Below are 26,238 nucleotides of genomic sequence, written 5' to 3' on the forward strand. Positions count from 1 at the left end.
GAGAGAGGGACGGTCGGCGGTGTCACCGGCCGCCGAGACCGCTGGTGACGATCCCCTTGACGAGGTGCTTCTGGAGCAGGATCAGCAGGACCACCGTGGGCAGCATCGAGATCACCGACGCCGCCATCACGAGGTTCCACTCGGAGCCCTGCTGCCCGAAGAACTGCTGCAGGCCGAGCGGGATGGTGCCACGGGCCTCGACGTCGTTGACGATGACGAGCGGCCAGAGGAACGAGTTCCAGTACGCGATGAACGAGAACACGGCGAGGACCGCCATCGTCGGTCGCGCCAGCGGGAGCATCACCGAGAAGAACGTCCGGATCGCTCCGGCACCGTCCACCCGGGCGGCGTCGTCGAGCTCCTGCGGCACGGTGAGGAAGAACTGCCGCACCAGGAACGCGCCGAGCGCCGTGAACGCCCACGGGATGATGAGCGCCTGGAACGTGTCGACCCACCCGAAGCCCTGCATCATCACGTACATCGGGATGACGAGGACGTCCTGCGGGATCATCAGCGTCGCCAGGAACAGGACGAACACCGTGTTCCGGCCGCGCCACCGCAGTCGCGAGAACGCGTAGCCGGACAGCACCGCGACGGCGACGTTGATCGCCGTGCCGGCCGCGGCGACGAAGACGCCGTTCAGGATGAACCGGGCGAACGGCAGGTACGTGAACGCCTGTGCGTAGTTGCCCCACTCGATGGACGAGCCCCAGAGCGTCGGCGGGGTCGTGAACACGTCGGCTGACGGCTTCAGACTCGTCGCCACCATGTAGATGAGCGGCGAGACGAACAGCAGGGCCACCAGGCAGAGCAGCACGTAGCCCACCGCGTGGCGCACCCGGCCGGTCTGCCGGTGCGTGCGGGGCAGCGCCCGCGGGTTGATCGTCCGGTTGGACGAGGTCAGCTCACTCATAGTGCACCCACCGCTTCTGTCCGAGGAACTGGATGGCCGTGATGCCGAGGATGATGACGAACAGCACCCACGCCCCGGCCGATGCGAGTCCGAGCTGCTGGGTCTGGAACCCCGTGTTGTAGATGTACTGCACCAGGGTCTCGGTGGCGGTGCCGGGGCCGCCCTTCGTCAGGACGAACGGCTGCACGAACACCTGGAACGAGGTGATCAGGGTCATCATCGTCGCGAAGAAGATCGACGGCGAGATGAGCGGGAACTTGATCCGCCAGAACATCTGCCAGGCGTTCGCCCCGTCGAGCTGCGCAGCCTCGATCTGGTTCTCCGGCACCGAGTCGAGCGCCGCCGAGAAGATCAGCATGTTGTAGCCGAACCCCTGCCAGACGCTCATCGCGACGACGGCGAGCATGGCCCAGTTGTCGTCGGCCAGGAAGTTCGGGGCGTTCACGCCGACGGTCGACTGCAGCGTCGCGTCGATGGCACCGCCCGGCTGGTACAGCATCCGCCAGACGACGACGTTCGCGACGATCGGCGTGATGGTCGGGATGAAGAACAGCACGCGGAAGACGTGCCGGTGGCGGATCTTCGGCGTCAGCCAGGCCGCGAGCCCGAGGGACACGACCAGGTTGAGCGGCACGTAGAGCACGACGAACAGCACGGTGTTCAGCGTCACGGTGCGGAAGATCGGGTCGGAGAACAGCTGCGCGTAGTTCGACAGGCCTGCCCACGAGCGTTCGCCGAGCATCGGCCAGTTCATGAAGCTCACGACGAGCGACGCGAGGATCGGGAACGCCGTGAACACGACGAGGCCGATCGAGTGCGGAGCGGCGAAGGCGGCGCCCCACCAGGAGCGGCGGCCGAGCTCGGCGTCGGCGCCGCTGTCCTTCCGGCGCGGAGCTGCGCCGGTCGCGACCGCGACCGCGGGGGCGGGCAGCGCCGCCTCGGCGGGTGGGTCCTGGATGGTGGTCATGCGACGACCTCCTCGTCGTTCGCGCGGTCCTGGTCAGGGGATGGGACAGGCCGGGAGGCGCGGGGCGGGGTCCACCCGCGCCTTCCGTCCGTCAGGGGGTGACGCCCGTCACTGCGAGCCGAGCTGGCTCGCGATGGACGACATCGTCTCCTTGCCCGAGGTCTGTCCGTTCACCGCCTGCAGGGCGTACTGCGCGAAGAGCTGGTTGAGCTGGTCGCTCTGCTTGTTGCCGGGCAACGGGGTGGCGTTCTCGAGGCCGGTCTTCAGGGCGTCCTCGACCCCGTCGATGCCGGCGTTGTCGTACCAGGCCTGCTGTGCCGCGGTGCGTGCCGGGAAGGCGCGCCCCTGCTCGGCGAGCGAGGTGAGCGTGGCCTCGTTCGTCATCGTGGTGATGGCCTTGAACGCCTGCTCGGGGTACTTGCACTGCTTCGAGATGCCGAAGCCCGACCCGGCGGCGAACGAGCTGGGGCCGTCCGTGCCCGAGGGGATCGTCGTGATGCCGAGGTCGAACTTGACCTTGGCCTTCTGGCTGATGATCGACCAGGGGCCGTCGCTGTACATGGCGACGTCACCGGACACGAACGCGTTGTCGTCGGTGGAACCGTCGGTGCTCGCCTGTGTGGCGTAGCCGTCCTTGACGAGGCCGCCGATCCAGTCGAGCCCCTCGGCGAACTGGGCGTTCGAGGCGTCGAGTGTGCCGTCGGCATCGATCACCCGGCCGCCGTTGTAGCCGAGGATCATCGACTCCAGGGGGATGTCCTCGACGCTCGTGCCCCAGATCGGCGTGCCCGCGGCCTTGAGCTGTTTCGCGGCGTCCTCGAACTCGTCGACCGTCCAGCCCGGCTTCGGCTCGTCGACGCCCGCCTTCTCGAAGATGTCCTTGTTGTAGAACATGACCATGGGGCCGGTGTCGTACGGCAGCCCGTAGAGCTTGCCGTCGACCTTCATGCCGTCGAGCCCGGTCTGGTCGTACTCACCCAGGTCGAGGTCGGCCTGCTTCGCCATGTCGTCGATCGGCACGAGCACGTCCGTGTAGTTCGCGGTGCGGAGCGACTGGATGCTCACGATGCAGGGTGCGGTGCCGGTGGACAGCTGGGTGCGGAGCTTGGTCCAGTAGTCGTTGAAGGGTGAGCCCTGGATCGAGACGTCCACGTCGTCGTCGGTCTTGACCGTGTCGGCGACCTTCTGCCACGCGGCCTTGTCCTCCTTCCCGGCGATCCACATGGCCCAGGTGAGGGAGTCCTTCGACTGGCCGTCGCTGGCGTTGCTGCCAGCGGAACAGCCGGTGAGCACGAGCACGGCAGCTGCTGCTGCCGCCAGCCCGGCGGTGCGTCGTCGTTGCATCGGTGTCTCCACTTCGTCGTGGTGATGGGGTGTGCGGTGGGGTGTTCAGGCGACCCGGACGGCGTCCGGGACCCGATCAGGATCGGACTCGGCCCAGACCGGGCCGTCCGGGAACGCGTGGGTGGTCAGGGTGTCGGCGAGCATCTCGGTGCCGGCGCCGGGCGTGGTCGGCGGCCAGTAGCGGCCGTCGTGGACGTCGACCGGTGTCACGAAGTGCTCGTGCAGGTGGTCGACGAACTCGATGCACCGGGTGTCGAGGTCACCGGTCAGGGCGACCGCGTCGAACATCGACAGGTGCTGCACCGCCTCGCACAGGCCGACGCCGCCTGCGTGTGGGCACACACGGACGCCGTGCTTGGCGGCGAGGAGCAGGATCGCCAGGTTCTCGTTCACCCCGGCGACCCGGGTGGCGTCGATCTGCAGCACCGACATCGACCCGGCCTGGATCAGCTGCTTCGCGATCACCCGGTTCGCCATGTGCTCCCCCGTCGCGACCGGGATCGGGGCGATGCGCCGGGCGATCTCGGCGTGGGCGAGGATGTCGTCCGGGCTCGTCGGCTCCTCGACCCACGCGACGTCGAAGGGGCGGAGCCGGTCGATCCACGCCACGGCCTCGTCGACGTCCCAGCGCTGGTTCGCGTCGATCGCGATCCGGACGTCCGGGCCGACGGTGGCGCGGGCGATGCCCATCCGTCGGACGTCCTCGTCCACGTCGCCGCCGACCTTCAGCTTGATCTGGGTGAACCCGTCGTCCACGGCTTCCCGGCACAGCCGCGCGAGCTTCTCGTCGTCGTAGCCGAGCCAGCCCGGGGTCGTCGTGTAGGCACGGTAGCCCTCACGCTCCAGGCGCGCTCGACGTTCGGCACGCATCGGTTCGGCGGCGCGGAACAGTTCGAGCGCCTCGGCCGGGGTGATCGCGTCGGTCAGGTACCGGAAGTCCACCAGGTCGACGAGCTCCTCGGGGCGCAGGTCGGCGAGCAGGGCCCACAGCGGCTGCCCCGCACGCTTCGCCCGGAGGTCCCACAGGGCGTTGACGACGGCGCCGATCGCCATGTGCATGACGCCCTTCTCCGGGCCGAGCCACCGCAGCTGCGAGTCGTGCACCATCGCGCGCCAGGTGCCGCCCATGTCGGCGAGGACCGCCTCGGCATCGGCGCCGACGACCTGCCCACGGAGGGCTGCGATCGCCGACTCCTGCACCTCGTTGCCGCGGCCGATGGTGAAGACGAAGCCGGTGCCGACCAGGCCGTCGAGCGCGTCGGTGGTGAGCTCGACGTAGGCGGCGGAGTAGTCGGGTGCGGGGTTCATGGCGTCGGACCCGTCGTGCTCCCGCGAGGTCGGGAACCGGATGTCGTGCACGTGCAGACCGGTGATGCGGCTCATCTGTGTCTCCTGCCGTCCGGTCTCCGTCGACCGAACGGTGCAATCAAAACATCCGATGTCTCGCGCGTCAAGAGCCTTGTTCTTGCGGTTCTGGCGAAAGTGGCCGCCCAACCGTCCGATGACTGCGCGACCGGCGGTGTGGACGCGACAACGGCCTGGAGGCGCGGTGCGGGTCCGACCCGCACCGCGCCTCCAGGCCGTGGTCGCCCCGCGCCGGGGGCGACGCGATGGTCACGCTGGTCAGGCGGTGGCGAGCCGCCCCATCTCGGCGACGACCGCGCGCAGCCGCGCAGCGAGCTCGTCGCGCGAGCCGTCCGCCGACCGGTGGGCGGACTCGATCACGGCGGCCATCACGAGGGTGGTCACGGTCCGCGCGGTGTCCTCGTCGACGCGCTCTGCAGCGACCGCCAGCACGGTCTGCCGCGCGTGCGCCATCCACTGCATCATCGCCGGGACCATCTCGGGGCGGGCTCGGACGAGCTCCTTCATGCGCCGGCGGTCCTGCGGCAGGGTGACGGTGTGCGCGACGAGGTCGCAGAGGTCCGAAACGAGCGGACCGGTGGCACCGAGGAACGCAGCGCGTGCCGGGTCCGGGACCGTCGTCGCCGGCAGTCCGAGGGCTGCTTCGGCCTTCGACGGGAAGTAGTTGAAGAACGTCCTCGGGGAGACCCCGGCGTCCGCGCAGATCTGCTCGACCGTCACGCCGGCGAGCCCGTGGTCGGTGACCAGCGCGAGTGCCGACCGGTGGATGGCGGACCGGGTCTGCTGCTTCTTGCGTTCCCGCAGGCCGCAGTCGCTCGCGACGAGGTCCTCGGTGGTGGTGGGCTGGTGCACGTGCTGCGCTCCGTCCTGTTCTCGGGTCCGTGCGACGCCGGGCCTCCGCGTCGTGTGACGGGGAGGCCCGGCGTGGTTCAGACCTGCGACCGACCACCCTGGACGGGGATCGAACCGGTGACCGGGGCGGTGGGCGAGCCCATCGTGTCCGCGGCCCGTACGGCCTGCGCCTCGAGGTCGTCGGCGGTGCCGGCGTCGTCCGCCTGCTCCTGCAGGGCCGAGCTCTTGCGGAGCGGCGGTGCCTTGAAGAAGAAGCTCAGGACGAACGCGAGCAGGATCACCGCGAAGCCGACCCAGTAGACGGTCACGGCCGAGGCGTTGAACCCGGACATGAACGGCCGGGTCAGGGCCGAATCCGCACCGTTGAGGTACGACGTGTCGCTCGTCTCGGCGTTCGAGTCGCTCGAGTCGTTCGCGCCCTTGTCGATCTGCTTCGACAGCTCCGGTGCGAGCTGGTCCACCCAGTAGGTGCGCTGCGACGAGTCGGACCAGTCGACGACGAGCCGGCCGTCCTGCACGCTGGCGTGCGCCTTGTCGGCGGCGGCGGTGAGCGCCTGCTGCTGCACGGCGTCGGGAGCCCCGGCGGTGGCCTGGGCCACCTGGTCGGTGGCGGTGTCGAGGCCGGACTGCACCTGCTGCTGGAGCGGGGTGACGATCGGGTTCCAGATCTGGTCCATGACGCCCTGGTTCGCCTTCGCGCTGGCGATCTCCGGGTCGAGCGCCGCACTGAGGGCGGGCTTCAGGTTCGACTCGTCCGCCGTGGCGTGCAGGATGTTCGTCGGCATGAGCGAGAACAGGACGGACAGCAGGACGGCGGTGCCGAGCGTGCCACCGATCTGGCGGAAGAACGTGGCGGACGACGTCGCCACACCCATGTCACGCGGCTGCACCGAGTTCTGCGATGCCAGGGTGATGCTCTGCATGAGCTGGCCGAGCCCGAGACCGATCAGGAACATGCCGATCATCAGGAACCACAGCGGCTTGTCGATCGTCATGAACGTCAGGACGACGTAGCCGAGCGACACCAGGGCCGTGCCGATGACCGGGAAGATCCGGTAGCGGCCGGTGCGGGCCACGATCTGCCCCGAAGCGATCGAGGCGATCATCAGGCCACCGATCATCGGCAGCGTCGCGAACCCGGACTCGGTCGGCGTCAGGCCGGTGACGATCTGCAGGTAGAGCGGGATGGTGAGCATCGCGCCGAACATCGCGAAACCGACCAGGAAGCCCAGGATGGTCGCCATCGAGAACGTGCTCGAGCGGAAGAGCTTGAGCGGGATGATCGCGTCGTCCTGCATGCGGGTCTCGATCACCAGGAAGGCGACGAGGCCGAGCGCACCGATGACGTAGCAGGCGATCGCGCTGGCCGAACCCCAGCCCCACGTGCGGCCCTGCTCCGCGACGAGGAGCAGCGGCGCGAGCGTGACGATGACCGAGGTCGCACCCCACCAGTCGATGCGCGGCTTGGCCTTGGCCTCGCCGAACTTCGGCAGGTGCAGGAACGCGATCACCATGAGGAGCGCGGCGACGCCGATCGGCACGTTGATCAGGAAGACCCAGCGCCACCCGGTGATGCCGACGATCGAGCTCGCACCGGCGAACAGGCCGCCGATCAGCGGGCCGATCACGGACGAGATGCCGAACACCGCGAGGAAGTAGCCCTGGTACTTCGCGCGCTCACGGGGCGCGAGGATGTCGCCCATGATCGCCAGCGGCAGCGACATCAGCGCACCCGCACCGATGCCCTGGAACGCGCGGAAGGCGGCCAGCATGGTCATCGACGTCGACAGGGTCGAGAGCAGCGACCCGAGGATGAAGACCGCGATGCCGAAGATGTAGAGCGGGCGACGGCCGAAGACGTCGGAGAGCTTGCCGTAGATGGGCGTGGTGATGGTCGACGCGATCAGGTAGGCCGTCGTGACCCAGGCCTGCTGGTCGAGGCCGTGCAGGTCGTCACCGATCGTGCGGATCGCCGTGCCGACGATGGTCTGGTCGAGCGACGACAGGAACATGCCCGCCATCAGGCCGTAGATGACGAGCAGGATCTGGCGGTGCGACATGATCGGCTTGCCCGGCGTGCTCGCCGGGGAGTCCTGTCGTCCGCGCGACACCTCGACGGGTGCGGTGGCAGTGGACATGCGGAGTTCCTCACAGGGGATGTGGCGTGGTGGTCGTCGGCCTGGTCGGGACCCCGAACGGGTGTCAACCTTGCAGGCTCTGCAACTTTACACCGTCAGCACCTTTGCTGCCAACGCAAAGTTGCCGAGCGTGCACGTTCGTGTACGGGTTCTCAGGTAGCGTCGGCGCATGGGGCGAACCACCTGGACCGATGTACCGACGACGCTGCGGCAGCAGGTGGAGGGGGTGCTGGGCGGTCCGGTGGTGACCGCCGAGTCCCAGGCGAGCGGGTGGTCTCCCGGCAGCGCCGACCGGGTGTCGACCGCGGCGGGACGACGGGCGTTCGTGAAGACCGTGTCGCGCTCGCGCAACGAGGCAGCCCTCGAGCTGCACCGCCGCGAGGCCGCCGTCATGGCCCAGCTGCCGACCACCGTGCAGGCGCCACGGCTGCTCGACGCGCTGCACGCCACGGTCGACGGCGACGACTGGGTCGCGCTCGTGCTCGACGACGTCGCAGGCCAGCACCCGGGCCGGCACCTCGACGGCTCGGACACGACGGCCGTGCTCGACGCACTCCATACGCTGCCGCCCGCGACCGGTGGGCTGGCGACGCTCCCCCGCATCGCCGAGGACCTGCGCGGTGAGTTCGGAGCCTGGGACCGGATGCTGGCCGACGACGCGGACGCCGTCCGTGTCGCCCAGGTCGTACCGCCGCACGTCCTCGACGCCGGGCCAGCGATCGCCCGCGCGGCAGCGGGAGCCGCTGCACTCGTCGATGGCGAGCACCTCGTGCACGCCGACTGCCGAGCGGACAACCTGCTCGTCGACGACGCCGGGCTCGTCTGGGTGGTCGACTGGCCCTGGGCGAGCGTGGGCGCGCACTGGCTCGATCCGCTGACCTACCTGCTCGACACGCTCGTCCGCGGTGAGGACGCCGACGTCGAACACCACCTCGCCACGCACCCGGTCTTCGCCGAGGTGCCGGCCGACACGATCGACGCCGTGCTGGCCGGGCTCGCCGGGCTGTTCTTCGAGCACGCCCTGCCCCCGGCGCCGCCGAACATGCCCACGATCCGCGACTTCCAGCGGCGCGAGGGCGTGGCCGCCGCCGAGTGGTTGCTCCGGCGCTGGGCCGACTGACAGCGCGGGGGACGCATCTGTCCAGGGAGCGCAGCGCACCGGAGCGTACGGTCCACCGCATGACTGATGAGCACCGCACCCCGCGTCCCGAAGACGACGCCGCGCGCCTCGGTCTCGTCGTCGTCGGAGAAGCAGCAGCCCTGCAGTCCGGCGACGAGGCGGCACTGGACGCGAGCGAGCAGAACATCCGCGACACGATCGACGAACTGGTCGACGAGCCCCTGACCCCGCGGCAGGAGGAGGTCGTCGAGCGACTCGCTGCGGCCGGCGGCACCCTGACCGCCGGACTCAGCGGCGCCCTCGCCGCCCAGAGCGGTCGCAGTGTCGACGACGTGCTCGAGGGTGCGGCTCGCAGCGTCGTCTGGCAGCAGCGGCTCGCCGACGAGCGTGAGGACGCCGGCGCACAGCAGCGCGACCCGCAGAACGAGAACGGGCGCGACGAGGGCTGATCCCCCGTCGCGCCCGCTGCAGGCGTCCGCCCGGTTACTCGGCCGGTTCGCCCTGTGGCACGGACTGCTCGCGCACGACGGCACGGGCAGCCGCCTGACCCGTCGTGGTGCTCTTCACGATGTCACTCAGGGTGAACCCGGCGGTGGCACCGAGCAGCGCATCGACCTCGCTGAACTGACTGACGACGCTCTTCGACAGTGCACCGGCACCGTCGGAGGACACCACGGTGAGCGTGTCGATGTTGCTCATCGGAGCAGCGAGTTCGCGGGCGATGCTCGGCAGTGTCTCGATCGCCTTGACCCGCAGGACGGCCTCGGAGTGCTGTGCGAGCGCGTCGGCCTGGGCCTTGGTCGCATCAGCCTCGGCCTGACCCTTCGCACGGATCGCGTCGGCGGCGGCTTCACCCTCGGCGCGTGAGGCGTCGGCGGCGAGCTTGCGGGCATCCGCCTCGGCCTTCGCCTCGGCCGCGACGGCCTCGGCGGAGATCCGGCGGGCCTCGGCCTGGGCGCGGGCGGTCTCGACCTGGGCGCCAGCAGCGGCTTCGGCCTCGACGCGGGTCTTGCGCGCCTGGGCCTCGGCGACCGCAGAGACCTCGGACTCGAGCTCGGCACGGCGCAGCTCGGCACGCTTCTGCGCGGTGATCTGCTCCTGCTCGACGACGCCCTGGGACGCACGCGCCTGGGCGAGCGGGCCGGCGGCAGCGGCTTCGGCGGACGCACGGTCGGCGTCGAGCTGCAGCGCGGCACGGCGGATGGCCAGGGTGTTCTCGGCCTCGGCGATCGCCTGGTCTGCGGTCGCGCGGGCCTCTCGCGCTTCACGGTCGGCCTGGGCCTCGGCGTTCTCGGCCTCGAGCCGCACGCGTGCACGCTCGGCACGGCCGAGGTCGCTGATGTACTCGTTGCGGTCCGAGATGCCCTTGATCTCGAACGAGTCGACGTCGAGCCCCTGGCTGTGCAGGGCGTCCTGCGCGACGGTGAGGACCGCGACGGTGAGCTGGTCGCGGTTCCGGATGATCGTCGAGACGTCGGTCGCGCCGATCGAGGCACGGAGCGAGCCGGACAGGACCTCGCGCGCGAAGTCGTCGATCTTCTTCTCCTGGCCGAGGAACCGCTGCGCTGCCGCCCGGATGGACGCGTCGGCCTCGCCGACCTTGACGAGCGCCACGGCCTCGACGTCGATGGTGACGCCGCGGGAGTCCTGCGCGTTGACGTTGATGTCGATCGCACGCGAGCTGAGCGACAGCTTCGCGACCTTCTCGAAGAAGGGGCGGACGAGCACGCCGGCGCCGAGCACGACCTTGATGCCGGACTCGACGGTCTCGGTGCCGTCGGCGTTCTTGACCTTGCGGGAGCGCTTGCCGGTGATGATGAGCGCTTCGTCGGCACCGGCGTTGCGGTACACGACCTTGGCGTAGATCAGCGCGATCACGGCGAGGACGATGATCCCCACGATGATCAGCGGGACGGCTCCGAGCGCGAACAGGACTTCCATGACTCCCCCTCCGGACCAGGCGCCAGCCTGGATTCCGCATCTGTTGTTCCGTTGGCTCCCATCCTAGGAGCGCGCGCGGACAGCCGGAGCGCTCAGGGAAGGGTTGGGGACAACAGGCTGGAGGCGCGGTGCAGGATCACCTGCACCGCGCCTCCAGGCCGGGGTAGCGTCAGCGCCTACGCGCCCGCACGCCACCAGTCGTCGAAGGGTGTCGCCGGCACCTGGCGCTTGTGCTCGGTCGCGCGGTAGCGCGACTCGATCGCCTCGGCGACCTCGACCGGCATGTCGTGGCCCTGCAGGTAGGCGTCGATCTCGGCGTAGGTGAGACCGAGGTTCGCCTCGTCGGTCTGCCCGGGCAGTTCGTCGAGCAGGTCGGCGGTGGGTGCCTTCTCGTACAGGCGGGCGGGTGCGCCGAGGTGCTCGAGCAGCTGCCGCCCCTGGCTCTTCGACAGCCCGGTGAGCGGGGTGAGGTCGACGCCGCCGTCGCCGTACTTGGTGAAGAAGCCCGTCACCGCCTCTGCCGCGTGGTCCGTGCCGACCACCAGCAGGCCGCGCTGCCCGGCGATCGCGTACTGGGCGACCATGCGCATGCGCGCCTTGACGTTGCCCTTCACGAAGTCGCTCAGCTCGACGCCCGAGGCCGCGGTGTCCTGCATGACCCCGTCGACCCCGTGCTCGATGTTCACGGTGACGCCCGGGTCGGCCGCGATGAACTGCAGGGCGAGCTGGGCGTCGTCCTCGTCGGCCTGCACGCGGTAGGGCATGCGCACGGTCGTGAACTCGGCCGGGTGCCCCTCGGCGCGGAGCGACTCGACCGCGAGCTGGGTCAGGCGGCCGGCCAGGGTGGAGTCCTGCCCGCCGCTGATGGCGAGGAGGTACCCCTTCGCCCCGGTCGTCAGCAGGTAGTCGCGCAGGAACCCGACGCGACGGGCGACCTCCTGCTCCGGGTCGATGGTCGGCTGGACGTTGAGGTCCGCTGCGATGGCGGCTTGGAGTTCACGCACCACCCCAGTATCACGCCGATCCGGCTCCGTGGACCGGCGGGTTCCCGAAGACGTCGATCGGATCGACCGGGAGGTCCCGGGGCGGCGGTGACCCGATCACCACCGCCCCGGGGATCCGCGACGACCCGAACGCGTCGCGGACCCGGTGAGGCGGACGCCGGTACCCGCCGGCGCCCGTCCTGGTCAGGCGCGACGAACTCGTCGCGCCGGGATCGCGGTGGGTGGTCCGTGGTGTGGCAGGGTGCCTCCTCCCCCGACGGGGTCTCCGCCGCTGATCCGCCCCCGGTGGTGAGCCGGGGGATGTGGGGCCCGTCGAACGGGCCGAGGGCGGCTGGTGAGGCCGCTTCCTGTGGAAGGTATCAGGGTCCGGGCAGGGCTCGACACCCCCGTTGTGGGGTCATGACCAGGACTGCCTTCGTTGACAGTTCGATGGCTAACAGTTAGAGTACTGATCATGCAGGCACCGGACCTCACGACACCGCTCCAGCTCATGCGGTGGATCGGATGGGCACAGCGCAAGGGCGCCGAGGAGTGGGTCCGTGAACGCGACCTCACCCACGAGCAGTCCTTCGTGCTCGGGTACCTGCAGGAACACCCCGGCGCCATCCAGCGGGACGTCGCCGAGGCCACCCGGACCAGCGCGGCCAGCGTCTCGAGTCTCCTGCAGGGGCTCGAGCGGCGTGGCCTGATCGAACGACGACCGGACGCCACGAACGGGCGGACGAAGACGGTGCACGCCACCCAGGCGGGCATCGACCTCATCGCCGGGTTCACCGACGCGATGGTCGCCCTCGACGACTCCCTGCTCGCACCCCTCGACGAGGACGAACGCGAAACCCTGCGGCGACTGCTGCAGAAGGTGACCGCGGAACTCGCGCCGCCGACCCGCTAGCCGCACCACCGCACCACCGGCGCCACGCGCGCCACCGCACCGACCCGCTCACGCACCACGCGCCTCCCGGCCGGATCCGCCGGCGCGCCCTCGCGACCCCGCGATCCCGCGCCTTCCCGACCCGCGACCCTGCGATCCCGCGACCCCACCGGTCGCGCGCTCCCCCCTGCCGTGCCGGCGTCCGTCGGCGCGCCCACCGTCATGCCCGGAAGGGAACCGTCATGTCCTCCACCACCACCACCGCTGCGGCGACGAACCGCTGGTACCTCTCCGCTGCCCCGATCGCCCGAGCCCTGGTGCACCTGTGCGTGCCGATGGCCGCCGCGATGGTCGTCAGCGCCCTGTACAACGTCATCAACGCGGGCTTCATCGGCGCCCAGCACGACACGTCCCTGCTCGCCGCGATCACCTTCGGCACGCCGCTGCTCGGCCTCGTGATGGCCGTGGGCGGAGTGTTCGGCGTCGGCGGCAGCGCGTTGATGTCCCGGTTGCTCGGCGCCTCGGAACACGACCCCGACAAGGCCAGGGACATCAAGCACGTCGCCTCGTTCGCCCTGTGGGGAGCCGTCGTGACCGGAGCCGTGCTCGGCGTCGTCGGTCTCCTGCTGCTCCGCCCGCTCGTCGCCGTCCTGGGTGCCGACGCGGCAGCGGTCCCCGCCACGAGCGAGTACGTCGCCGTGATGCTCGCGTTCGTCCCCGTCCTCGCCGCGTCCTTCGCGCTCGAGCAGATCGTCCGCTCGGAGGGCGCCGCGAGGCAGGCGATGATCGGCCTGGTCCTGTCCACGGTCGGCAACCTGGTGTTCGACGTCCTGTTCATCCTGGGGCTGCACTGGGGTGTCGGCGGCGGCGCACTCGCGGTGGGCCTGGCCAACGTGGTCTCGATCGCCTACTGGGTGACCTGGCTGCAGCGGAACAGCGAGAACGTCAGCTTCGCGCCGAAGTGGTTCACCCTGCGTGCGGACATCCTGAAGCCCGTGTTCGGCATCGGCGTCGGCGAGCTGCTGCAGTCCGCGTTCCTCATCGTCACGACACTCGTCCTCAACAACCTCGCCGCCGCCTACGGTGATGACCCGCTGGCGGCGATGGGCGTCGCGGTCCGCATCGCCCAGGTGCCGGAGTTCCTGGTGATGGGCGTGACCATCGGCGTGCTGCCGCTGCTCGCCTACGCGTTCGGAGCGGGTGACGCAGCTCGACTGCGCTCCGGCCTGCGCGCTGCGGCCCTGACCGTCGGCGGCATCGTGCTCGTCTTCTCCGGCACCGTGTTCGTGTTCCGCGAGCAGGTCTTCACGATCTTCTCCGGTGACCACTCGGTGCTCGCGATCGGCATGACGATCCTGACGGCACAGCTCGTCGCCGCCGTCGTCAACGGGTTCACGGGACTGCTCACCTCGCTGTTCCAGGCGACCGGGATGGTCATGCCCGCGATGGTGCTGTCGATGGCGCAGGGCGTGCTGTTCATCCCGATCGTGATCGCCGGCAACGTCTGGTTCGGACTCGCCGGGATCGTCTGGGCACTCACCGTCACCGAGGGCATCGTGTTCGTCGCCGCGGTCGTCCTCTGGCTGTCGACGCGGGGCCGCATCGCCCGAGGCCTGGCCGAGGGCAGCGCGGCACGCGCCGACGCCGCGCTGGAGGCCGCCCCCGTGGCGTGAGGCGCGTCGCCCCCGGCGTCACGCACGACGTGCGGACGGGAGGCCCGGTGCCGGTCCGGCGCCGGGCCTCCCGTCCGTTGCGTGGTCGCGTGACGTGCGCCGCGTGCGCTTCGTGAGCAGGAACGGTCGGGTGCGCGCGTGCGACCCGACCGCTTCTGCTCACGAAGTGGGCTGGCGCTGCGCGCGCTCCGCGCTCCGCGCTACGCGCTGCGACCGCGCCGCAGCAGCAGCACGACGACCGCGCCGGCCACCAGGACGGCTCCGGCGCCGAGGCCGATCCACACGCCCGGCGCGATGCCCGGCGACGAGGACGGAGCACCGTCCGAGGCTCCGGTGGCCGTCGCGGTGGCACTCGACGTCGGAGCGGTGCTCGCCGTCGGGGTCGGGGTGACACTCGTGCTCGGGGTCGACACGGGCGCTGCGGCCCGGTACTCGAACGCGAGCGTGCCCTCGATCGGGTGGCCGTCCGGCGACACGTACCGCCAGAGCACCGTGTAGCTGCCCCGGTCGAGGTCGACCGCGCGGCGCATGGTCGTTCCGGAGACCGTCACGTCACCCGTGGCGACGTCGGTGCCGGAGGCGTCAGTCACCTGGATCCGGAGTCCGGCGTCGAGGCCGGCGAGCGGCGCCTCGGAGAAGGTCAGGTCGACGGATTCGAGCGGTTCGGTGACGACCGCCCCGTCCGCCGGGGTACTGCTGGTCAGGGCCGAGTGGGCCGACGCGGGCTGAACGCCGACGAGCGTCAGCAGTCCCGCCGCGACGATCGCCAGTGCCGCCGCCGTGGTTCGGGCTGTGCGCATGCGCAGACTCTACCGACGGCCGAGCGGCAGCCCGCTGGGGGTCAGAGCTGCTCGCCGAGGAAGTCCGCGTAGGTGGGCTCGTAGCGCGCTTCACTGACGCTGACGAGCTGGTGGCCGGTTCCTTCGAGGCGTTCGGCGACGAGGGCGGCGAGGTCTTCGGGCGAGCGGAGGCCGTGGCGGTGCCAGGCGTTCTGGATGGTGGCGGTCATGGCGACCAGCCCTTCGTCGAGATGATGCGCATCTCGGATCCGTCCGGGTCGACCCGCTGTGCCAGACCTCACAGATCGTGAGGAGCATCGTGACGACGAGTCCCTGATGACTGACCCGGTACCGCAACGATACGGTCGCGCCCGATCGCCGTCGAGGCGGATGCGCTTCGCGGCTGACGAACGGACGGGAGGCCCGGTGCCAGCTGGCTCCGGGCCTCCCGTCATCAGGGGGTCGCGCCCAGGGCGCGGGTCCGCCCGATCAGTCGGTGCCGGAGTCGAAGGCAGCGCCCTCGGAGGCGAGGTCCGTGCGACGACCAATCGCGTCCTCGGCGTCGGAGGCGACGATCGCGCCGCCGAGGATCTCCTCGGCCTCGCCCGCCTCGAGCTCGCCGACGAGCTCGGCCGTCGCGCCACCGATGAGGCCCGCGGCCGCGTACTGCTCGAGCCGCGAACGGGAGTCCGCGATGTCGAGGTTGCGCATGGTGAGCTGGCCGATGCGGTCGTCCGGGCCGAAGGCGGCGTCGCCGACGCGCTCCATCGACAGCTTGTCCGGGTGGTACGACAGCGCGGGGCCCGTGGTGTCGAGGATCGTGTAGTCGTCGCCGCGACGCAGGCGCAGCGTGACCTCGCCGGTGACGGCGGAGGCGACCCAGCGCTGCAGCGACTCGCGGAGCATGAGGGACTGCGGGTCGAGCCAGCGGCCCTCGTACATCAGGCGACCGAGACGGCGACCCTCGTTGTGGTACGACGCGACCGTGTCCTCGTTGTGGATCGCGTTGAGCAGGCGCTCGTAGGCGATGTGCAGCAGCGCCATGCCCGGAGCCTCGTAGATGCCGCGGCTCTTCGCTTCGATGATGCGGTTCTCGATCTGGTCGGACGCACCCAGGCCGTGGCGGCCACCGATGGCGTTCGCCTCGTAGACCAGGGCTACGGCGTCGGTGTACTCGACGCCGTTGATCGCGACGGGGCGACCGGCCTCGAACCGGACGCTGACGATCTCGGTCGCGACCTCGACGTCGTCACGCCACGCGGCGACACCCATGATCGGCTCGACGATGTCCAGGCCGCTCGACAGCTCTTCGAGGCTCTTCGCCTCGTGCGTCGCGCCCCAGATGTTCGCGTCGGTCGAGTACGCCTTCTCGGTGGAGTCGCGGTACGGGAACCCGCGGGCGACGAGCCACTCGCTCATCTCCTTGCGGCCGCCGAGCTCCTCGACGAACTCGGAGTCGAGCCACGGCTTGTAGACGCGCAGACGCGGGTTGGCCATCAGGCCGTAGCGGTAGAACCGCTCGATGTCGTTGCCCTTGTAGGTGGAGCCGTCGCCCCAGATGTCGACGCCGTCTTCCTTCATCGCGCGGACGAGCATCGTGCCCGTCACCGCGCGGCCGAGCGGCGTCGTGTTGAAGTACGTCTTGCCGCCGGAGCGGATGTGGAAGGCACCGGTCTGCAGGGCGACCAGGCCCTCTTCGACCAGGGCGCTCTTCGCGTCGACCAGTCGGGCGATCTCGGCGCCGTACTCGTGGGCGCGGCTCGGGACGGCGTCGATGTCCGGCTCGTCGTACTGGCCGATGTCGGCCGTGTACGTGCAGGGGATCGCTCCCTTCTCGCGCATCCAGGCAACGGCGCAGGAGGTGTCGAGACCCCCTGAGAACGCGATGCCGACTCGTTCGCCGACGGGGAGACTGCTCAGGACCTTGGACACGGGGTCAATCGTACGGGGCCAGCGGGGTCGACTACCGTCCGGGGCGACGGTTGTGGAGAACTGACCTGCCACCTGACCCGCCGTCACACCAGGAAGGGAACGAGATGACTGCCGAGGCCCTCGACGTCCGGGCGGAACTCCGCGCGCTGATCGAGCACGGTTCCGTCGCACTCGACGCGATCGCCCAGATGACCGGGATCTCGGAGTCCACGCTCTCCGCGTACCTGAACGGCCCAGGGATCGAGCACCAGGGCCTGACCGCCCTCGGGACCGGGCTGACTCCCGATGAATCGCAGCGGCTCGCCGTGCTCGCAGCGATGCTGGCCGCAGCTGGGAGCGTGCCCGACGACGACCGCGTCCGGGGAATCCTCGAGGGTCTCACGCAGGTCTCCGGGCTGACGGTCGCGAACATCGCGTCACTCACCGGGATCGCGGAGTCCGACCTCGACGCGTTCTCGATCGATCCGACCGGGGTGAGCGCTGCGGTGAAGTACGCGATCGCGACCAGGACCTCGTTCCTCGTGAACGCCGTCAACCTCGCCGCACCGCGGTACTGAGCGACGCCGAGACAATGGATCTGCTGGTGCCCCTGGAGGGACTCGAACCCCCAACCGTTTCCTTAGGACGGAACTGCTCTTCCATTGAGCTACAGAGGCTGGCCCGACCACTCTAGCGGCGGAAGGGCCCCAAGAACGCGTGCAGTTCCTCGACGAACAGGTCGGGCTGCTCGAACGGCGCGAAGTGCCCGCCGCGGTCGAGTTCGTGGTGGAACACGAGGTTCGTGGTGCGCTCGAGCCACTCGCGCGGCGCCCGCACGATGTCGCCCGGGAAGATCGAGAACCCGGACGGCACCTCGACCCGTCGTTCCAGCTGGTCCGCCGGGATCGCCGCGTTCGCGTGGTACATCCGCATCGCTGAGCCGATCGTGGCGGTGGCCCAGTACTCGGTGAGGAGCGCCAGGACCTCGTCACGCGTGTAGACCGACCACAGGTCCCCGTCGCAGTCGCTCCACGCCCGGAGCTTCTCGAGGATCCAGGCGGCGAGCCCCGCGGGCGAGTCGTTCAGCCCGACGGCGGCGGTCTGCGGCTTCGTGCGGTGCAGCATGGCGTAGGCACCCTCGGCGGTGCGCCACCGATCGGTCGCGGCGACGAACTCCCGCTCGGCGGCGGACAACGTCGACGCATCCAGCCCCGGCCAGGCGAGCCCGCCGTCGATGCGGTGCACGGCGACGACCCGGTCGGGGTGGTCGAGCGCCAGGTAGCGGGCGACGTGCGTGCCGATGTCGCCACCGGACACCGCGAACCGCTCGTACCCGAGGTCCGTCATCAGCGTCGCCCACATGCCGGCCACCTGCCGGGCGTCGAGCACCTGCGGCGGTGCATCCGAGAAGCCGTACCCGGGCATGTCCGGTACGACGACGTCGTACCCGGCGTCGACGAGCATCGGCAGCACCTTGCGGTACCGCCACCCGGAGTCCGGCCAGCCGTGCGCGAGCAGGACCGGCAGGGCGTCGGTCCGCGGAGCGCGGGCGTGTAGGACGTGGATGCCGATGCCGTCCACGACGACACGGCGCGAGGGCAGCGCGGCGAGCTCGGCACGGTGCGCGTCGAAGTCGAACCCGTCGGCCCAGTACTCGACGAGCGGGCGCAGGACGTCGAGGTCCACACCGAGCGACCAGCCGACCCCGGCGGGCGCGTCCGGCCAGCGCGTGGCACGCAACCGAGCGCGCAGGTCGTCGATGGTCGCGTCGTCGATGTGCGGTGTCTCGCCCATGCCGGCGACGCTAGTCAGCGCCACCGACGAACGGAAGGCCAGGCCGACGAACGGAAGACCGCAGCCGATCAGGTCAGCGGTGCGTCCCGACCGGCCTCGAACAGCACCCGGATGGCGTCCGCCCGGATCCACCGCTCGCTCAGGCAGAGCGGTCGCTCGTCGTCGCGGTCCGACGTCAGGCTCTCGATGAACCAGCCGAGCGTCACCTCGTCGAGGTCCAGGTGCCGGGCGACGTCCTCGGACACCACGTCGGCGGTCGCACGGACCCAGCGGCGGTGCGGCGTGGAACGTCCCACCTGCCGGAGCACCTCGTACAGCGAGTCACTGACCTGCAGCGCCTCGGCGAGCTCGGGCACGATCGACGGCGGGACCCACTCCACGCCCCACGCTGCCGGCAGCCCGTCGACCAGCGAGCGCCGGGTCAGGCGGTGCACGGGCGCTCCCGGTTCCAGGTCGAGGGACTCCGCGATGCGCGGTGGGACGGGGACGAGTGCGCACGACAGCGTCACGCTGGACGGCTTGCCTCCGGCCGCGCGGACGGTGTGGCTCCACGACGGTGCCGCCCGCGAACCGATCAGGTAGTCGATGCGGCGTGCGACGAAACTGCCGACGCCCTTGACCCGGCGGATGCGGTTGCGCCGCTGCAGGTGCTGCAGCGCCGCCCGGGCTGCGGACCGCCCGACGCCGAACCGCGCCGCCAGCTCCGCCTCGCTGGCCACCCGCGAGCCGATCGGCAGATCGGCCAACTCGCCCTCCAGGGCGGCGGCGATGTCGAGGTATCGGGTCTCCGGCACGCTCGGACTGTAGCCGGTCCCCCTGGCGGACCGCATGCCTGTCCGAACAGGCCGTGACGAGCCTCCCGGCGTCGTTCACCTGGCGGACACCTGCGCACCGTCTGCCCGCCACGGGGCGCTCCGACGCTGGTCGGACCGCGCCGGTCCCGGCGTGACGGCACGAACCCAGGAGTCCCATGATCTCGCTCGTCTGCCTCGACATGGCAGGAACCACCGTCGACGACGGTGGCGTCGTCCTCGACGCCTTCCGCACCGCGCTCACCGACGTCGGCCTCGAGCACGGGAGCTCGGAGCACGACCGTGCGGTGCAGTACGCGGTCGACACCATGGGCCAGTCGAAGATCGCCGTGTTCACGGCACTCTTCGACGGGGACGGCGACCGTGCCGAGGCTGCCAACACTGCCTTCGAGCGCGCCTACGCACGAACCCTCGACCGCGGTGTTCGGCCGGTGGACGGCGCCGTCGAGACGCTCGTCGCACTCCGCGCAGCGGGGCGACGGATCGCGCTGACCACCGGGTTCTCGCCCGCGACGCGCGACGCGGTGCTCGACCTGCTCGGCTGGCGGCCGCTGATCGACCTCGCGCTCTCCCCCGCCGACGCCGGCCGCGGGCGCCCGTACCCGGACATGGTGCTCGCCGCCGTGCTCCGGACCGGCACCGACGACGTCCGTGACGTGGCGGTCGTCGGGGACACCGTCGCCGACCTGCTCACAGGACACCGTGCCGGCGCCTCCGTCGTGGCGGGCGTGCGGACCGGGACGCACCAGGACGCCGACTTCGCGACCGTCCAGCACACCCACGTCCTCGACTCGGTCACCGAGGTGCCGTCGGTGCTCGCCGAGGTCGAGGACGCCGCCCGGGTCCTGGCGTGACGCCGGTGCGCGCCGACGCCCGGTACGCCCTGTGGCACGGCGTCGGCGCCCCGGTCACCGTCGAGTCGCTGCCGTCGACGACGCTGCCGGACGGCGGTGTGCTCGTCGAGGTCGAGCTGGCCACCGTGTGCGGCAGCGACGTGCACACCGCGCTCGGCCACCGTCCGGGTCCGACGCCGAGTGTCCTCGGCCACGAACAGGTCGGCCGCGTCGTCGCGGTCGACGCCGTGCCGCCGACCACCGTCCAGGGACAGCCGGTCCGGGTCGGTGACCGCGTCGTGTGGTCGGTCGCCGCGTCGTGCGGCGACTGCGACCGGTGTGCGTCGGGCATCCCGCAGAAGTGCCGCTCCCTGCGGAAGTACGGCCACGAGGCCGTCACCGCGGACTGGACGCTGAACGGCGGCTTCGCCACGCACTGCGTCCTGCTCCACGGCACGGCGATCGCGGTCGTCCCCGCGCACGTGCCGGCGGCCGTCGCCGCGCCGGCGGCCTGCGCCACGGCGACCGTGGCCGCGGCACTCGACGCCGTGCAGCGACCGCTCGACGGCGCACGGGTCCTGGTCACCGGTGCCGGCATGCTCGGGATCACCGCCGTCGCGATGGCCGTCGACGCGGGTGCCACCGTGACCGTCTCCGACCCGAACGCGGGCCGACGTGCCCGGGCGGTCTGCTTCGGCGCGGCGCGGGCCGTCGCCCCGGGTGACACGATCGGGTCCTTCGACGTCGCGGTCGAGCTGTCCGGCCATCCCGATGCGGTCGAGGCGGCGGTGGACTCCCTCGACGTCGACGGTGTCGCGGTGCTCGTCGGAGCGGTCTCGACGAGCCGTCCGGTGACCATCGACCCGGAGCAGATCGTGCGGCGGCTGAACCGGATCGTCGGGGTCCACAACTACGCGCCCCGGCACCTCGCGACCGCGGTGGCCTTCCTCGCGCGCAGCGGGCTGCCCTTCGCGGACCTGGTCGAGCGGTCGGTCGGCCTCGACGCGGTCGGGCACGCCGTCACGACACCGCCGTCGGACGGGTTCCTGCGCCGCGGGGTCGACCCCGCGGTCGCCGTGGTGTGATGGCTGCGTGACGACCTTCACCGCTGCCCGTGTCCACCGGGGCGACGGCGGGACCCCGGGTTCGTCGTTCGCCGTGCGCGACGGCGTGGTCGTCGAGGCGTCGGACGGACCGGCGGTCGACCTCGGCGACGTCGACGTCCTGCCGGGGCTGGTCGACCTGCACGCCGACTCGCTGTCCCGCTTCGAGCAGCCGCGCCCCGGCGTCCCGGTGCCGCTCGGGCACGCGCTCGAGTCCTTCGCCGCCGACGCCCTGCTCGCCGGCGTGACGACCGCCCTGCTGTGCTGCTCGGTGGAGCACGCGACGGCTCCGGCGCGCAGCGCCGAGCACGCCGCCGCCGTCCTCGACGCGGTCGCCGCGTCCGACCTGCCGGTCGACGTCCGCGTGCACCTGCGCGTCGACGTCACCCACGACGACGCCGTGGCGGCGGCCGGGAGGCTCGTGGCGGCCCATCCGGATCGGGTCGCCCTGGTCTCGTACATGGACCACACCCCCGGTCGCGGCCAGTACTCGACCGTCGCCGCCTGGAGACGGGCCTACCGCGCGCTCGACCGCGCCGACGACGAGGAGCTCGACGCCCGCCTGGCGGCGTTCCACGCCGGCGCCGAGGGCATCGGCCGGCGACGAGCGGCCGTCGCCGAGCTCGCGGACCGGGCCGGTGTCGTCGTCGCAGCACACGACGACGAGACACCCGAGGCCGTCCTCGAGGCCCGCCGGCTCGGCGCCCGGATCTCGGAGTTCCCGGTCACCGAGGGCGCTGCGGCCGCGGCGATCGACGTCGGACTCGGGGTCGTCGTCGGTGCCCCGAACCTCTGGCGGGGCGGGTCGCACGGCTCCGGGCTGTCCGCGCGCGCGGCGATCGCGGCCGGGCGAGCCGACGTGGTGGCGTCGGACTACCAGCTCGGGTCGCTGCTGCCGGGGCTGCGAGCGGCCGTCACCGCCGGGGTCGCACCGTTCGCCGAGCTCGTCGCGACGGTCACCCGGAACCCCGCGGAACACGTCGGACTCACCGACCGGGGGCTCCTCGCACCGGGTCGCCGTGCGGACTTCGTCGCCGTGCGCGAGGACCGTGTGGTCGGTGTCTGGCGCGACGGCCGGCAGCGGCTGTTCCGCGACTGACGGTCTCCCCCGGCCGAGTACTGCCGAGGACCACCGGGGTCAGCCGAGGACCGTCGGCGCGATGCCGAGGCCGGTCGTCATGCCGATGCCCGTGGTGACCGTCACGACGTCGACGCCCGGGACCGGCCGGTCGATGAGGAACTCCCGCCCCGGGGCCGAGGCGTAGACGCCCTGCCACCGGTCGACCACGGAGATCGGCGCACCGAACAGCCGCTCGGTCTCGGTGACGAGCAGCCGGAAGCCGTCCTCGTCCTGGAACGGTGGCGCATCGACCCCGCGCTCGTGTGTGTCCCCGACGATGACGCTGCCGTCCGGCGGTGACGTGTACATCTGGTTGAGGTCCCAGCGGATCCCCTCGGGCAGGTCGGCGGCGAGCCGGTCCCGCAGGGCACCCGCTCCGGGCATCGCGGCGAACCCCGAGTAGCGCAGCAGCGACCACCCCGTCAGCAGCGGTGTGGCGAGCGGGAAGGCGAGCGGGATCGTCGCACGCAGCATGTGGAGCCGGCAGCGGACCAGACCGATCGACTCGGCGAGCTCCGGGAAGAGCTGGTCGAGGTCGTGGTTGGCGCAGACGACGATCCGGGTCCCCTCCACGACGCCACGACCGGTGCGGACGGCGCCGGTGGTGACCTCGAGCGCGGGGGTGCGCCAGTGGAAGGTGACCCCCTGCCCGGCGAGCCAGCGCGCGATCGCGGGTGCCGCCTCCCGGGGGTCGACCTGCAGGTCGTGCGCCAGGTGCGCGCCGCCGAGGGCCGAGCCGGGATCGACCGGCACCGCCGCGGCGATCTCGGCCGCGTCGGCCAGCCGCAGGTCCGCGCCGGAGTCGCGGTACTCCTCGAGCACCGCCAGCTCCTCGGGGCGACGGGCGACGACGTGCGCGCCGCGTTCCCGCGCCGTGAACCCGGCGAGCAGCGCGAGTGCAAGCCAGCGGCGGCGTGCCTCCTGCGCGTACCCGGCCGCCTCCCCGGTCTGCGGGGTGACGCAGGCGTGCCCGAAGTTCCGGACACTCGCACCGACGACCGCGGCCGCACGGTCGACCACCGCGACGCGGGCGCCCTGCCGGAGTGCCTCGTAGGCCATGCCGAGCCCGACGATGCCCGCGCCGACCACGACGACGTCGTACCGTTCCGTCGCGCTCACCGGAACACCCGCCGCAGCCACATGGCCAGGCCCTCGGTGACGAGCACCGTGACCAGGATGAGCAGGACGATCGCGGTGACCGACGCGTAGTTCGATCCCTGCGCTGCGTTGAGGAGGTAGTAGCCGATGCCACCACCCCCGACGATGCCGAGGATCGTCGCCGCACGGATGTTCGTGTCGAGCAGGTAGAAGGTGTGCCCGAGCATCGCGCGGAACCCCTGCGGCACCGTCGCCGAAGCGTAGCGCTGCAGGCGACCCGCGCCGGTGGCCGTGACGGCGCGCTCCGGTCCGGGAGCGACCTCCTCGAGCGAGTCCGCGATCAGCTTGCCGAGGAGCCCGATTCCACCGAAGGCCAGGGCGAGGGTCCCCGCCTGCGCACCGAGCCCCGTCACGACGATGAGCACGACCGCGAGGATCGTCTCCGGGATCCCGCGGACGACGACGAGCAGCAGCCGTGCGCCGCCCCGGACCCCGCGGCCGGGAGCGACGTTGCGGGCGGCGAGGGACCCGATGACGAGCGAGAGCAGCAGCGCGAGGACGGTCGCGGCGAGGGCGATCGCGACGGTGTCGAACATCGCGCTGAACATGATGCCGGCACCGTAGCTGCCGAAGGACGGCGGCCAGAACTGCACGGCGACAGCGGGGATCTTGCCCCACACGGTGACCAGGTCACCCCAGGCGATGTCGCAGACCACGACACTGCCGACGACGACGGCCAGGGCGACCCAGCACCAGATCGCGTTCCGGACCCGGACGGGGGTCCACGGGCGGCGGAGGGTGCCCTCAACCGTCGCGGCGACCGGTCGCCGCCTGGACGGTGCGGCCTCGGTTCGCTGCCGGTCCCGCCGCCGCATCCACCGACGGGCAGCCGTGGCACCGATGCCGCGCCCGGCCGGGGCCACGCCGAGCATGGCGGCGCGCACCGAGCTGGAGACGATCTCCATCAGGACGCACAGGCCGAAGATGACGATCGCGTACCCGATGCCGAGTGAGTAGTCGAGCGACTTGAACGCGAAGGACATCTCGCGGCCGAGGCCGACGATGCCGACGTACCCGAGGATGACCGACCCGCGCAGGTTGATGTCGTTGCGGTGCAGGATCGTCGCGACCCACGACGGCAGCACCTGCGGGAGCACGCCGGCGGTGAACTGCTGCGCACGGCTCCCTCCGGCTGCCCGGATCGCGTTGCGCGGTCCTTCGTCGATCTGCTCGATGGCGTCGGCGAAGAGCTTCGAGATCATCCCGACGGAGTGGATGCCGATCGCCAGGATCCCGGGCAGCGGGCCGATCGTGAAGACCAGGACGAACACCATCGCGAGGACGACGTCCGGCACGGCCCGCGTCAGGACGCTGACGAACCGCGCGGCGGCCACCCACCCGTGGCGCGGGCTGGTGTTCGCTGACGCCAGGTACGCGACGGGGACGCTCAGCGCGGCGGCGAGCAGGGTGCCGAGCAGGACGAGCCCGACGGTGAGCGCGGTCTGCTGCAGCAGCACCGGGGCTTCCGGGAACCGAATGGTCCCCACACGCTGGAAGAAGTGCTCGGCGTTCGACCACGACGCGATGATGTTCGGGATCGAGATGTCGACCCGCGCGACCGCGACGCACGCCAGCACGCCGAGGGCGACGAGGGTCAGCACCGCAGCGGTGCGCTCCGGCGAGACCCGGCGGCGGGGTGCCCGACGGGCCACGTCCTCGGCGAGGTCCGCCGCGGACCCGGGTCGGGTGTCGAGCGTCGTCACGAGGTCCGCTCGCCCGCGTCGAGTGCGTGCAGCTCGGCCTCGATCGTGGCGAACTCGTCGGTGCTCGTCGCGACCTGCCCGTAGATCTCCATGACCTCCGCCTTGCCGAGGCCGTCGGTCCGGGTGTCGAGCACGACCTCGCCGTGCCGGAGCCCGATGATCCGGTCCGCCCACGACAGGGCCAGGTCGACCTGGTGCAGGCTGCAGAGCACCGTCAGCCCCCGGTCGGCGGCGATCTCGCGGATGAGGCGCATGACCTGCCCGCTGGACTCCGGGTCGAGGGAGGCGACCGGTTCGTCGGCCAGGAGCACCGTCGGGTCCTGCATGAGGGCCCGGGCGATCGCGACGCGCTGCTGCTGCCCGCCCGACAGGGTGTCGGCCCGCTGGTAGGCGCGGTCGAGCAGCCCGACGCGGTCGAGGTGCCCGAGTGCGGTGCGACGGAGGCCGCGCGGGTACGACCAGAGGCCGAGCCGCGGGCCACGGAGGGTCGCGAGCGCTCCGGTGAGCACGTTCTCGAGCACGGTGAGCGCCGGCACGAGTTCGAACTGCTGGAACACGAACCCGACGCGACTCCGCAGCTCGCGCAGTCGACGCCCGGTCAGGCGGTGCACCTCGGTCCCGTCCACCCGGACGCTGCCGGACGTCGGGAGTTCAAGGGCGTCGACGTGGCGGAGCAGGGTGCTCTTGCCCGAGCCCGACAGCCCGAGCAGCACGACGACCTCGCCCTGCCCGACGCGCAGCGACACGTCGCGCAACGCCGTCGTGTCGCCGAAGCGCTTCGTCAGGCCGGTGATCTCGACGGCCGGGGTACCGACCGGTGCGTGGTTCGTCATGGTG

At 71.3% G+C, this 26,238-nt stretch carries 24 protein-coding genes and 1 tRNA gene; 8 read left to right on the top strand and 17 right to left on the bottom strand.

Annotated elements, in window-relative coordinates:
• Positions 1–22 precede the first annotated feature (22 nt).
• The 6 genes from DEJ21_RS09380 to DEJ21_RS09405 all read right to left on the bottom strand — a co-directional run bounded on the left by DEJ21_RS09380 (position 23) and on the right by DEJ21_RS09405 (position 7,579).
• Positions 23–913 carry a carbohydrate ABC transporter permease gene (locus DEJ21_RS09380; protein ID WP_111092779.1) on the bottom strand — a complete coding sequence of 297 codons (891 nt, stop codon included), beginning with the start codon at positions 911–913 and terminating at the stop codon, positions 23–25.
• A complete protein-coding gene (locus tag DEJ21_RS09385; protein ID WP_111032368.1) occupies positions 906–1,880 on the bottom strand; it encodes a carbohydrate ABC transporter permease in 975 nt (324 codons plus the stop codon). Before DEJ21_RS09385 ends, DEJ21_RS09380 begins: the two co-directional genes overlap by 8 nt.
• Before the next feature lie 108 nt (positions 1,881–1,988).
• Positions 1,989–3,224 (bottom strand): sugar ABC transporter substrate-binding protein, encoded by a 1,236-nt coding sequence (locus tag DEJ21_RS09390; protein ID WP_258374989.1) that lies wholly within the window; start codon positions 3,222–3,224, stop codon positions 1,989–1,991.
• Positions 3,225–3,269: 45 nt separating this feature from the next.
• Complete coding sequence (locus DEJ21_RS09395) at positions 3,270–4,607, bottom strand: enolase C-terminal domain-like protein (protein ID WP_111224409.1); 1,338 nt, start codon at positions 4,605–4,607, stop codon at positions 3,270–3,272.
• Positions 4,608–4,847: 240 nt separating this feature from the next.
• The gene (locus DEJ21_RS09400; protein ID WP_111224410.1) at positions 4,848–5,441 is read right to left on the bottom strand and encodes a TetR/AcrR family transcriptional regulator; all 594 of its coding nucleotides are present in this window, start codon (positions 5,439–5,441) and stop codon (positions 4,848–4,850) included.
• A gap of 77 nt (positions 5,442–5,518) precedes the next feature.
• Complete coding sequence (locus DEJ21_RS09405) at positions 5,519–7,579, bottom strand: MDR family MFS transporter (protein WP_111224411.1); 2,061 nt, start codon at positions 7,577–7,579, stop codon at positions 5,519–5,521.
• A gap of 169 nt (positions 7,580–7,748) precedes the next feature.
• Here DEJ21_RS09405 and DEJ21_RS09410 point away from each other — a divergent pair, with 169 nt between their 5' ends.
• A complete protein-coding gene (locus DEJ21_RS09410) occupies positions 7,749–8,699 on the top strand; it encodes a phosphotransferase family protein (protein WP_111224412.1) in 951 nt (316 codons plus the stop codon).
• 59 nt (positions 8,700–8,758) lie between these two features.
• On the top strand, positions 8,759–9,148 hold the full coding sequence (locus tag DEJ21_RS09415; RefSeq protein ID WP_110863065.1) for a hypothetical protein: 390 nt from the start codon (positions 8,759–8,761) through the stop codon (positions 9,146–9,148).
• A 34-nt stretch (positions 9,149–9,182) separates the two neighbouring features.
• On the opposite strand, the gene DEJ21_RS09420 is transcribed toward DEJ21_RS09415, so the two are convergent.
• Both DEJ21_RS09420 and nadE read right to left on the bottom strand, forming a co-directional pair.
• The gene (locus DEJ21_RS09420) at positions 9,183–10,640 is read right to left on the bottom strand and encodes an SPFH domain-containing protein (RefSeq protein WP_111224413.1); all 1,458 of its coding nucleotides are present in this window, start codon (positions 10,638–10,640) and stop codon (positions 9,183–9,185) included.
• A 176-nt stretch (positions 10,641–10,816) separates the two neighbouring features.
• A complete protein-coding gene (nadE, locus tag DEJ21_RS09425; RefSeq protein WP_111224477.1) occupies positions 10,817–11,644 on the bottom strand; it encodes an ammonia-dependent NAD(+) synthetase in 828 nt (275 codons plus the stop codon).
• Between the two features lie 454 nt (positions 11,645–12,098).
• On the opposite strand from nadE, the gene DEJ21_RS09430 reads away from it, so the two are divergent.
• Together DEJ21_RS09430 and DEJ21_RS09435 are read left to right on the top strand one after the other, a co-directional pair.
• A complete protein-coding gene (locus DEJ21_RS09430; RefSeq protein ID WP_111224414.1) occupies positions 12,099–12,536 on the top strand; it encodes a MarR family winged helix-turn-helix transcriptional regulator in 438 nt (145 codons plus the stop codon).
• A 221-nt stretch (positions 12,537–12,757) separates the two neighbouring features.
• Positions 12,758–14,188, top strand: a complete 1,431-nt coding sequence (locus DEJ21_RS09435; protein ID WP_111224415.1) for an MATE family efflux transporter — start codon at positions 12,758–12,760, stop codon at positions 14,186–14,188.
• Between the two features lie 200 nt (positions 14,189–14,388).
• Here the strand turns inward: DEJ21_RS09435 and DEJ21_RS09440 are convergent, their stop codons facing one another.
• From DEJ21_RS09440 to argG, 3 genes are all read right to left on the bottom strand, one after another.
• Positions 14,389–14,988 (bottom strand): copper resistance CopC family protein, encoded by a 600-nt coding sequence (locus DEJ21_RS09440; RefSeq protein WP_111224416.1) that lies wholly within the window; start codon positions 14,986–14,988, stop codon positions 14,389–14,391.
• Between the two features lie 41 nt (positions 14,989–15,029).
• Positions 15,030–15,197, bottom strand: a complete 168-nt coding sequence (locus tag DEJ21_RS18230) for a hypothetical protein (RefSeq protein ID WP_155896891.1) — start codon at positions 15,195–15,197, stop codon at positions 15,030–15,032.
• 259 nt (positions 15,198–15,456) lie between these two features.
• Complete coding sequence (gene argG, locus DEJ21_RS09445; protein ID WP_111224417.1) at positions 15,457–16,899, bottom strand: argininosuccinate synthase; 1,443 nt, start codon at positions 16,897–16,899, stop codon at positions 15,457–15,459.
• 104 nt (positions 16,900–17,003) lie between these two features.
• Here argG and DEJ21_RS09450 point away from each other — a divergent pair, with 104 nt between their 5' ends.
• Positions 17,004–17,456, top strand: a complete 453-nt coding sequence (locus tag DEJ21_RS09450; protein WP_111224418.1) for an HTH domain-containing protein — start codon at positions 17,004–17,006, stop codon at positions 17,454–17,456.
• A gap of 24 nt (positions 17,457–17,480) precedes the next feature.
• Here the strand turns inward: DEJ21_RS09450 and DEJ21_RS09455 are convergent.
• From DEJ21_RS09455 to DEJ21_RS09465, 3 genes are all read right to left on the bottom strand, one after another.
• A tRNA-Arg gene (locus tag DEJ21_RS09455) sits at positions 17,481–17,555 on the bottom strand.
• A gap of 13 nt (positions 17,556–17,568) precedes the next feature.
• The gene (locus DEJ21_RS09460; protein WP_111224419.1) at positions 17,569–18,672 is read right to left on the bottom strand and encodes an epoxide hydrolase family protein; all 1,104 of its coding nucleotides are present in this window, start codon (positions 18,670–18,672) and stop codon (positions 17,569–17,571) included.
• 68 nt (positions 18,673–18,740) lie between these two features.
• Positions 18,741–19,466 (bottom strand): GntR family transcriptional regulator, encoded by a 726-nt coding sequence (locus DEJ21_RS09465; RefSeq protein WP_220036566.1) that lies wholly within the window; start codon positions 19,464–19,466, stop codon positions 18,741–18,743.
• 176 nt (positions 19,467–19,642) lie between these two features.
• Here DEJ21_RS09465 and DEJ21_RS09470 point away from each other — a divergent pair, with 176 nt between their 5' ends.
• Genes DEJ21_RS09470 through DEJ21_RS09480 form a run of 3 tightly spaced genes read left to right on the top strand, consistent with a single transcriptional unit; the run spans position 19,643 to position 22,519 of the window.
• Entirely contained in the window at positions 19,643–20,338 is a 696-nt protein-coding gene (locus DEJ21_RS09470; RefSeq protein WP_071244062.1) for an HAD family hydrolase, read from the top strand.
• Complete coding sequence (locus tag DEJ21_RS09475) at positions 20,335–21,402, top strand: alcohol dehydrogenase catalytic domain-containing protein (RefSeq protein ID WP_111224421.1); 1,068 nt, start codon at positions 20,335–20,337, stop codon at positions 21,400–21,402. Before DEJ21_RS09470 ends, DEJ21_RS09475 begins: the two co-directional genes overlap by 4 nt.
• Before the next feature lie 7 nt (positions 21,403–21,409).
• The gene (locus DEJ21_RS09480; protein WP_111224422.1) at positions 21,410–22,519 is read left to right on the top strand and encodes an alpha-D-ribose 1-methylphosphonate 5-triphosphate diphosphatase; all 1,110 of its coding nucleotides are present in this window, start codon (positions 21,410–21,412) and stop codon (positions 22,517–22,519) included.
• A 39-nt stretch (positions 22,520–22,558) separates the two neighbouring features.
• Here the strand turns inward: DEJ21_RS09480 and DEJ21_RS09485 are convergent, their stop codons facing one another.
• From DEJ21_RS09485 to phnC, 3 genes are read right to left on the bottom strand one after another with little or no spacing between them, the layout of a single operon-like run.
• Positions 22,559–23,659: a TIGR03364 family FAD-dependent oxidoreductase gene (locus DEJ21_RS09485; RefSeq protein ID WP_111224423.1), complete on the bottom strand. Its 1,101-nt coding sequence runs from the start codon at positions 23,657–23,659 to the stop codon at positions 22,559–22,561.
• Positions 23,656–25,401, bottom strand: a complete 1,746-nt coding sequence (locus tag DEJ21_RS09490; RefSeq protein ID WP_111224424.1) for an ABC transporter permease — start codon at positions 25,399–25,401, stop codon at positions 23,656–23,658. Before DEJ21_RS09490 ends, DEJ21_RS09485 begins: the two co-directional genes overlap by 4 nt.
• Positions 25,398–26,234, bottom strand: a complete 837-nt coding sequence (phnC, locus tag DEJ21_RS09495) for a phosphonate ABC transporter ATP-binding protein (RefSeq protein ID WP_111032350.1) — start codon at positions 26,232–26,234, stop codon at positions 25,398–25,400. Before phnC ends, DEJ21_RS09490 begins: the two co-directional genes overlap by 4 nt.
• Positions 26,235–26,238: the final 4 nt, after the last annotated feature.

Origin of the sequence: Curtobacterium sp. MCSS17_006 (assembly GCF_003234215.1) — a bacterium.
Lineage (GTDB): Bacteria > Actinomycetota > Actinomycetes > Actinomycetales > Microbacteriaceae > Curtobacterium > Curtobacterium flaccumfaciens.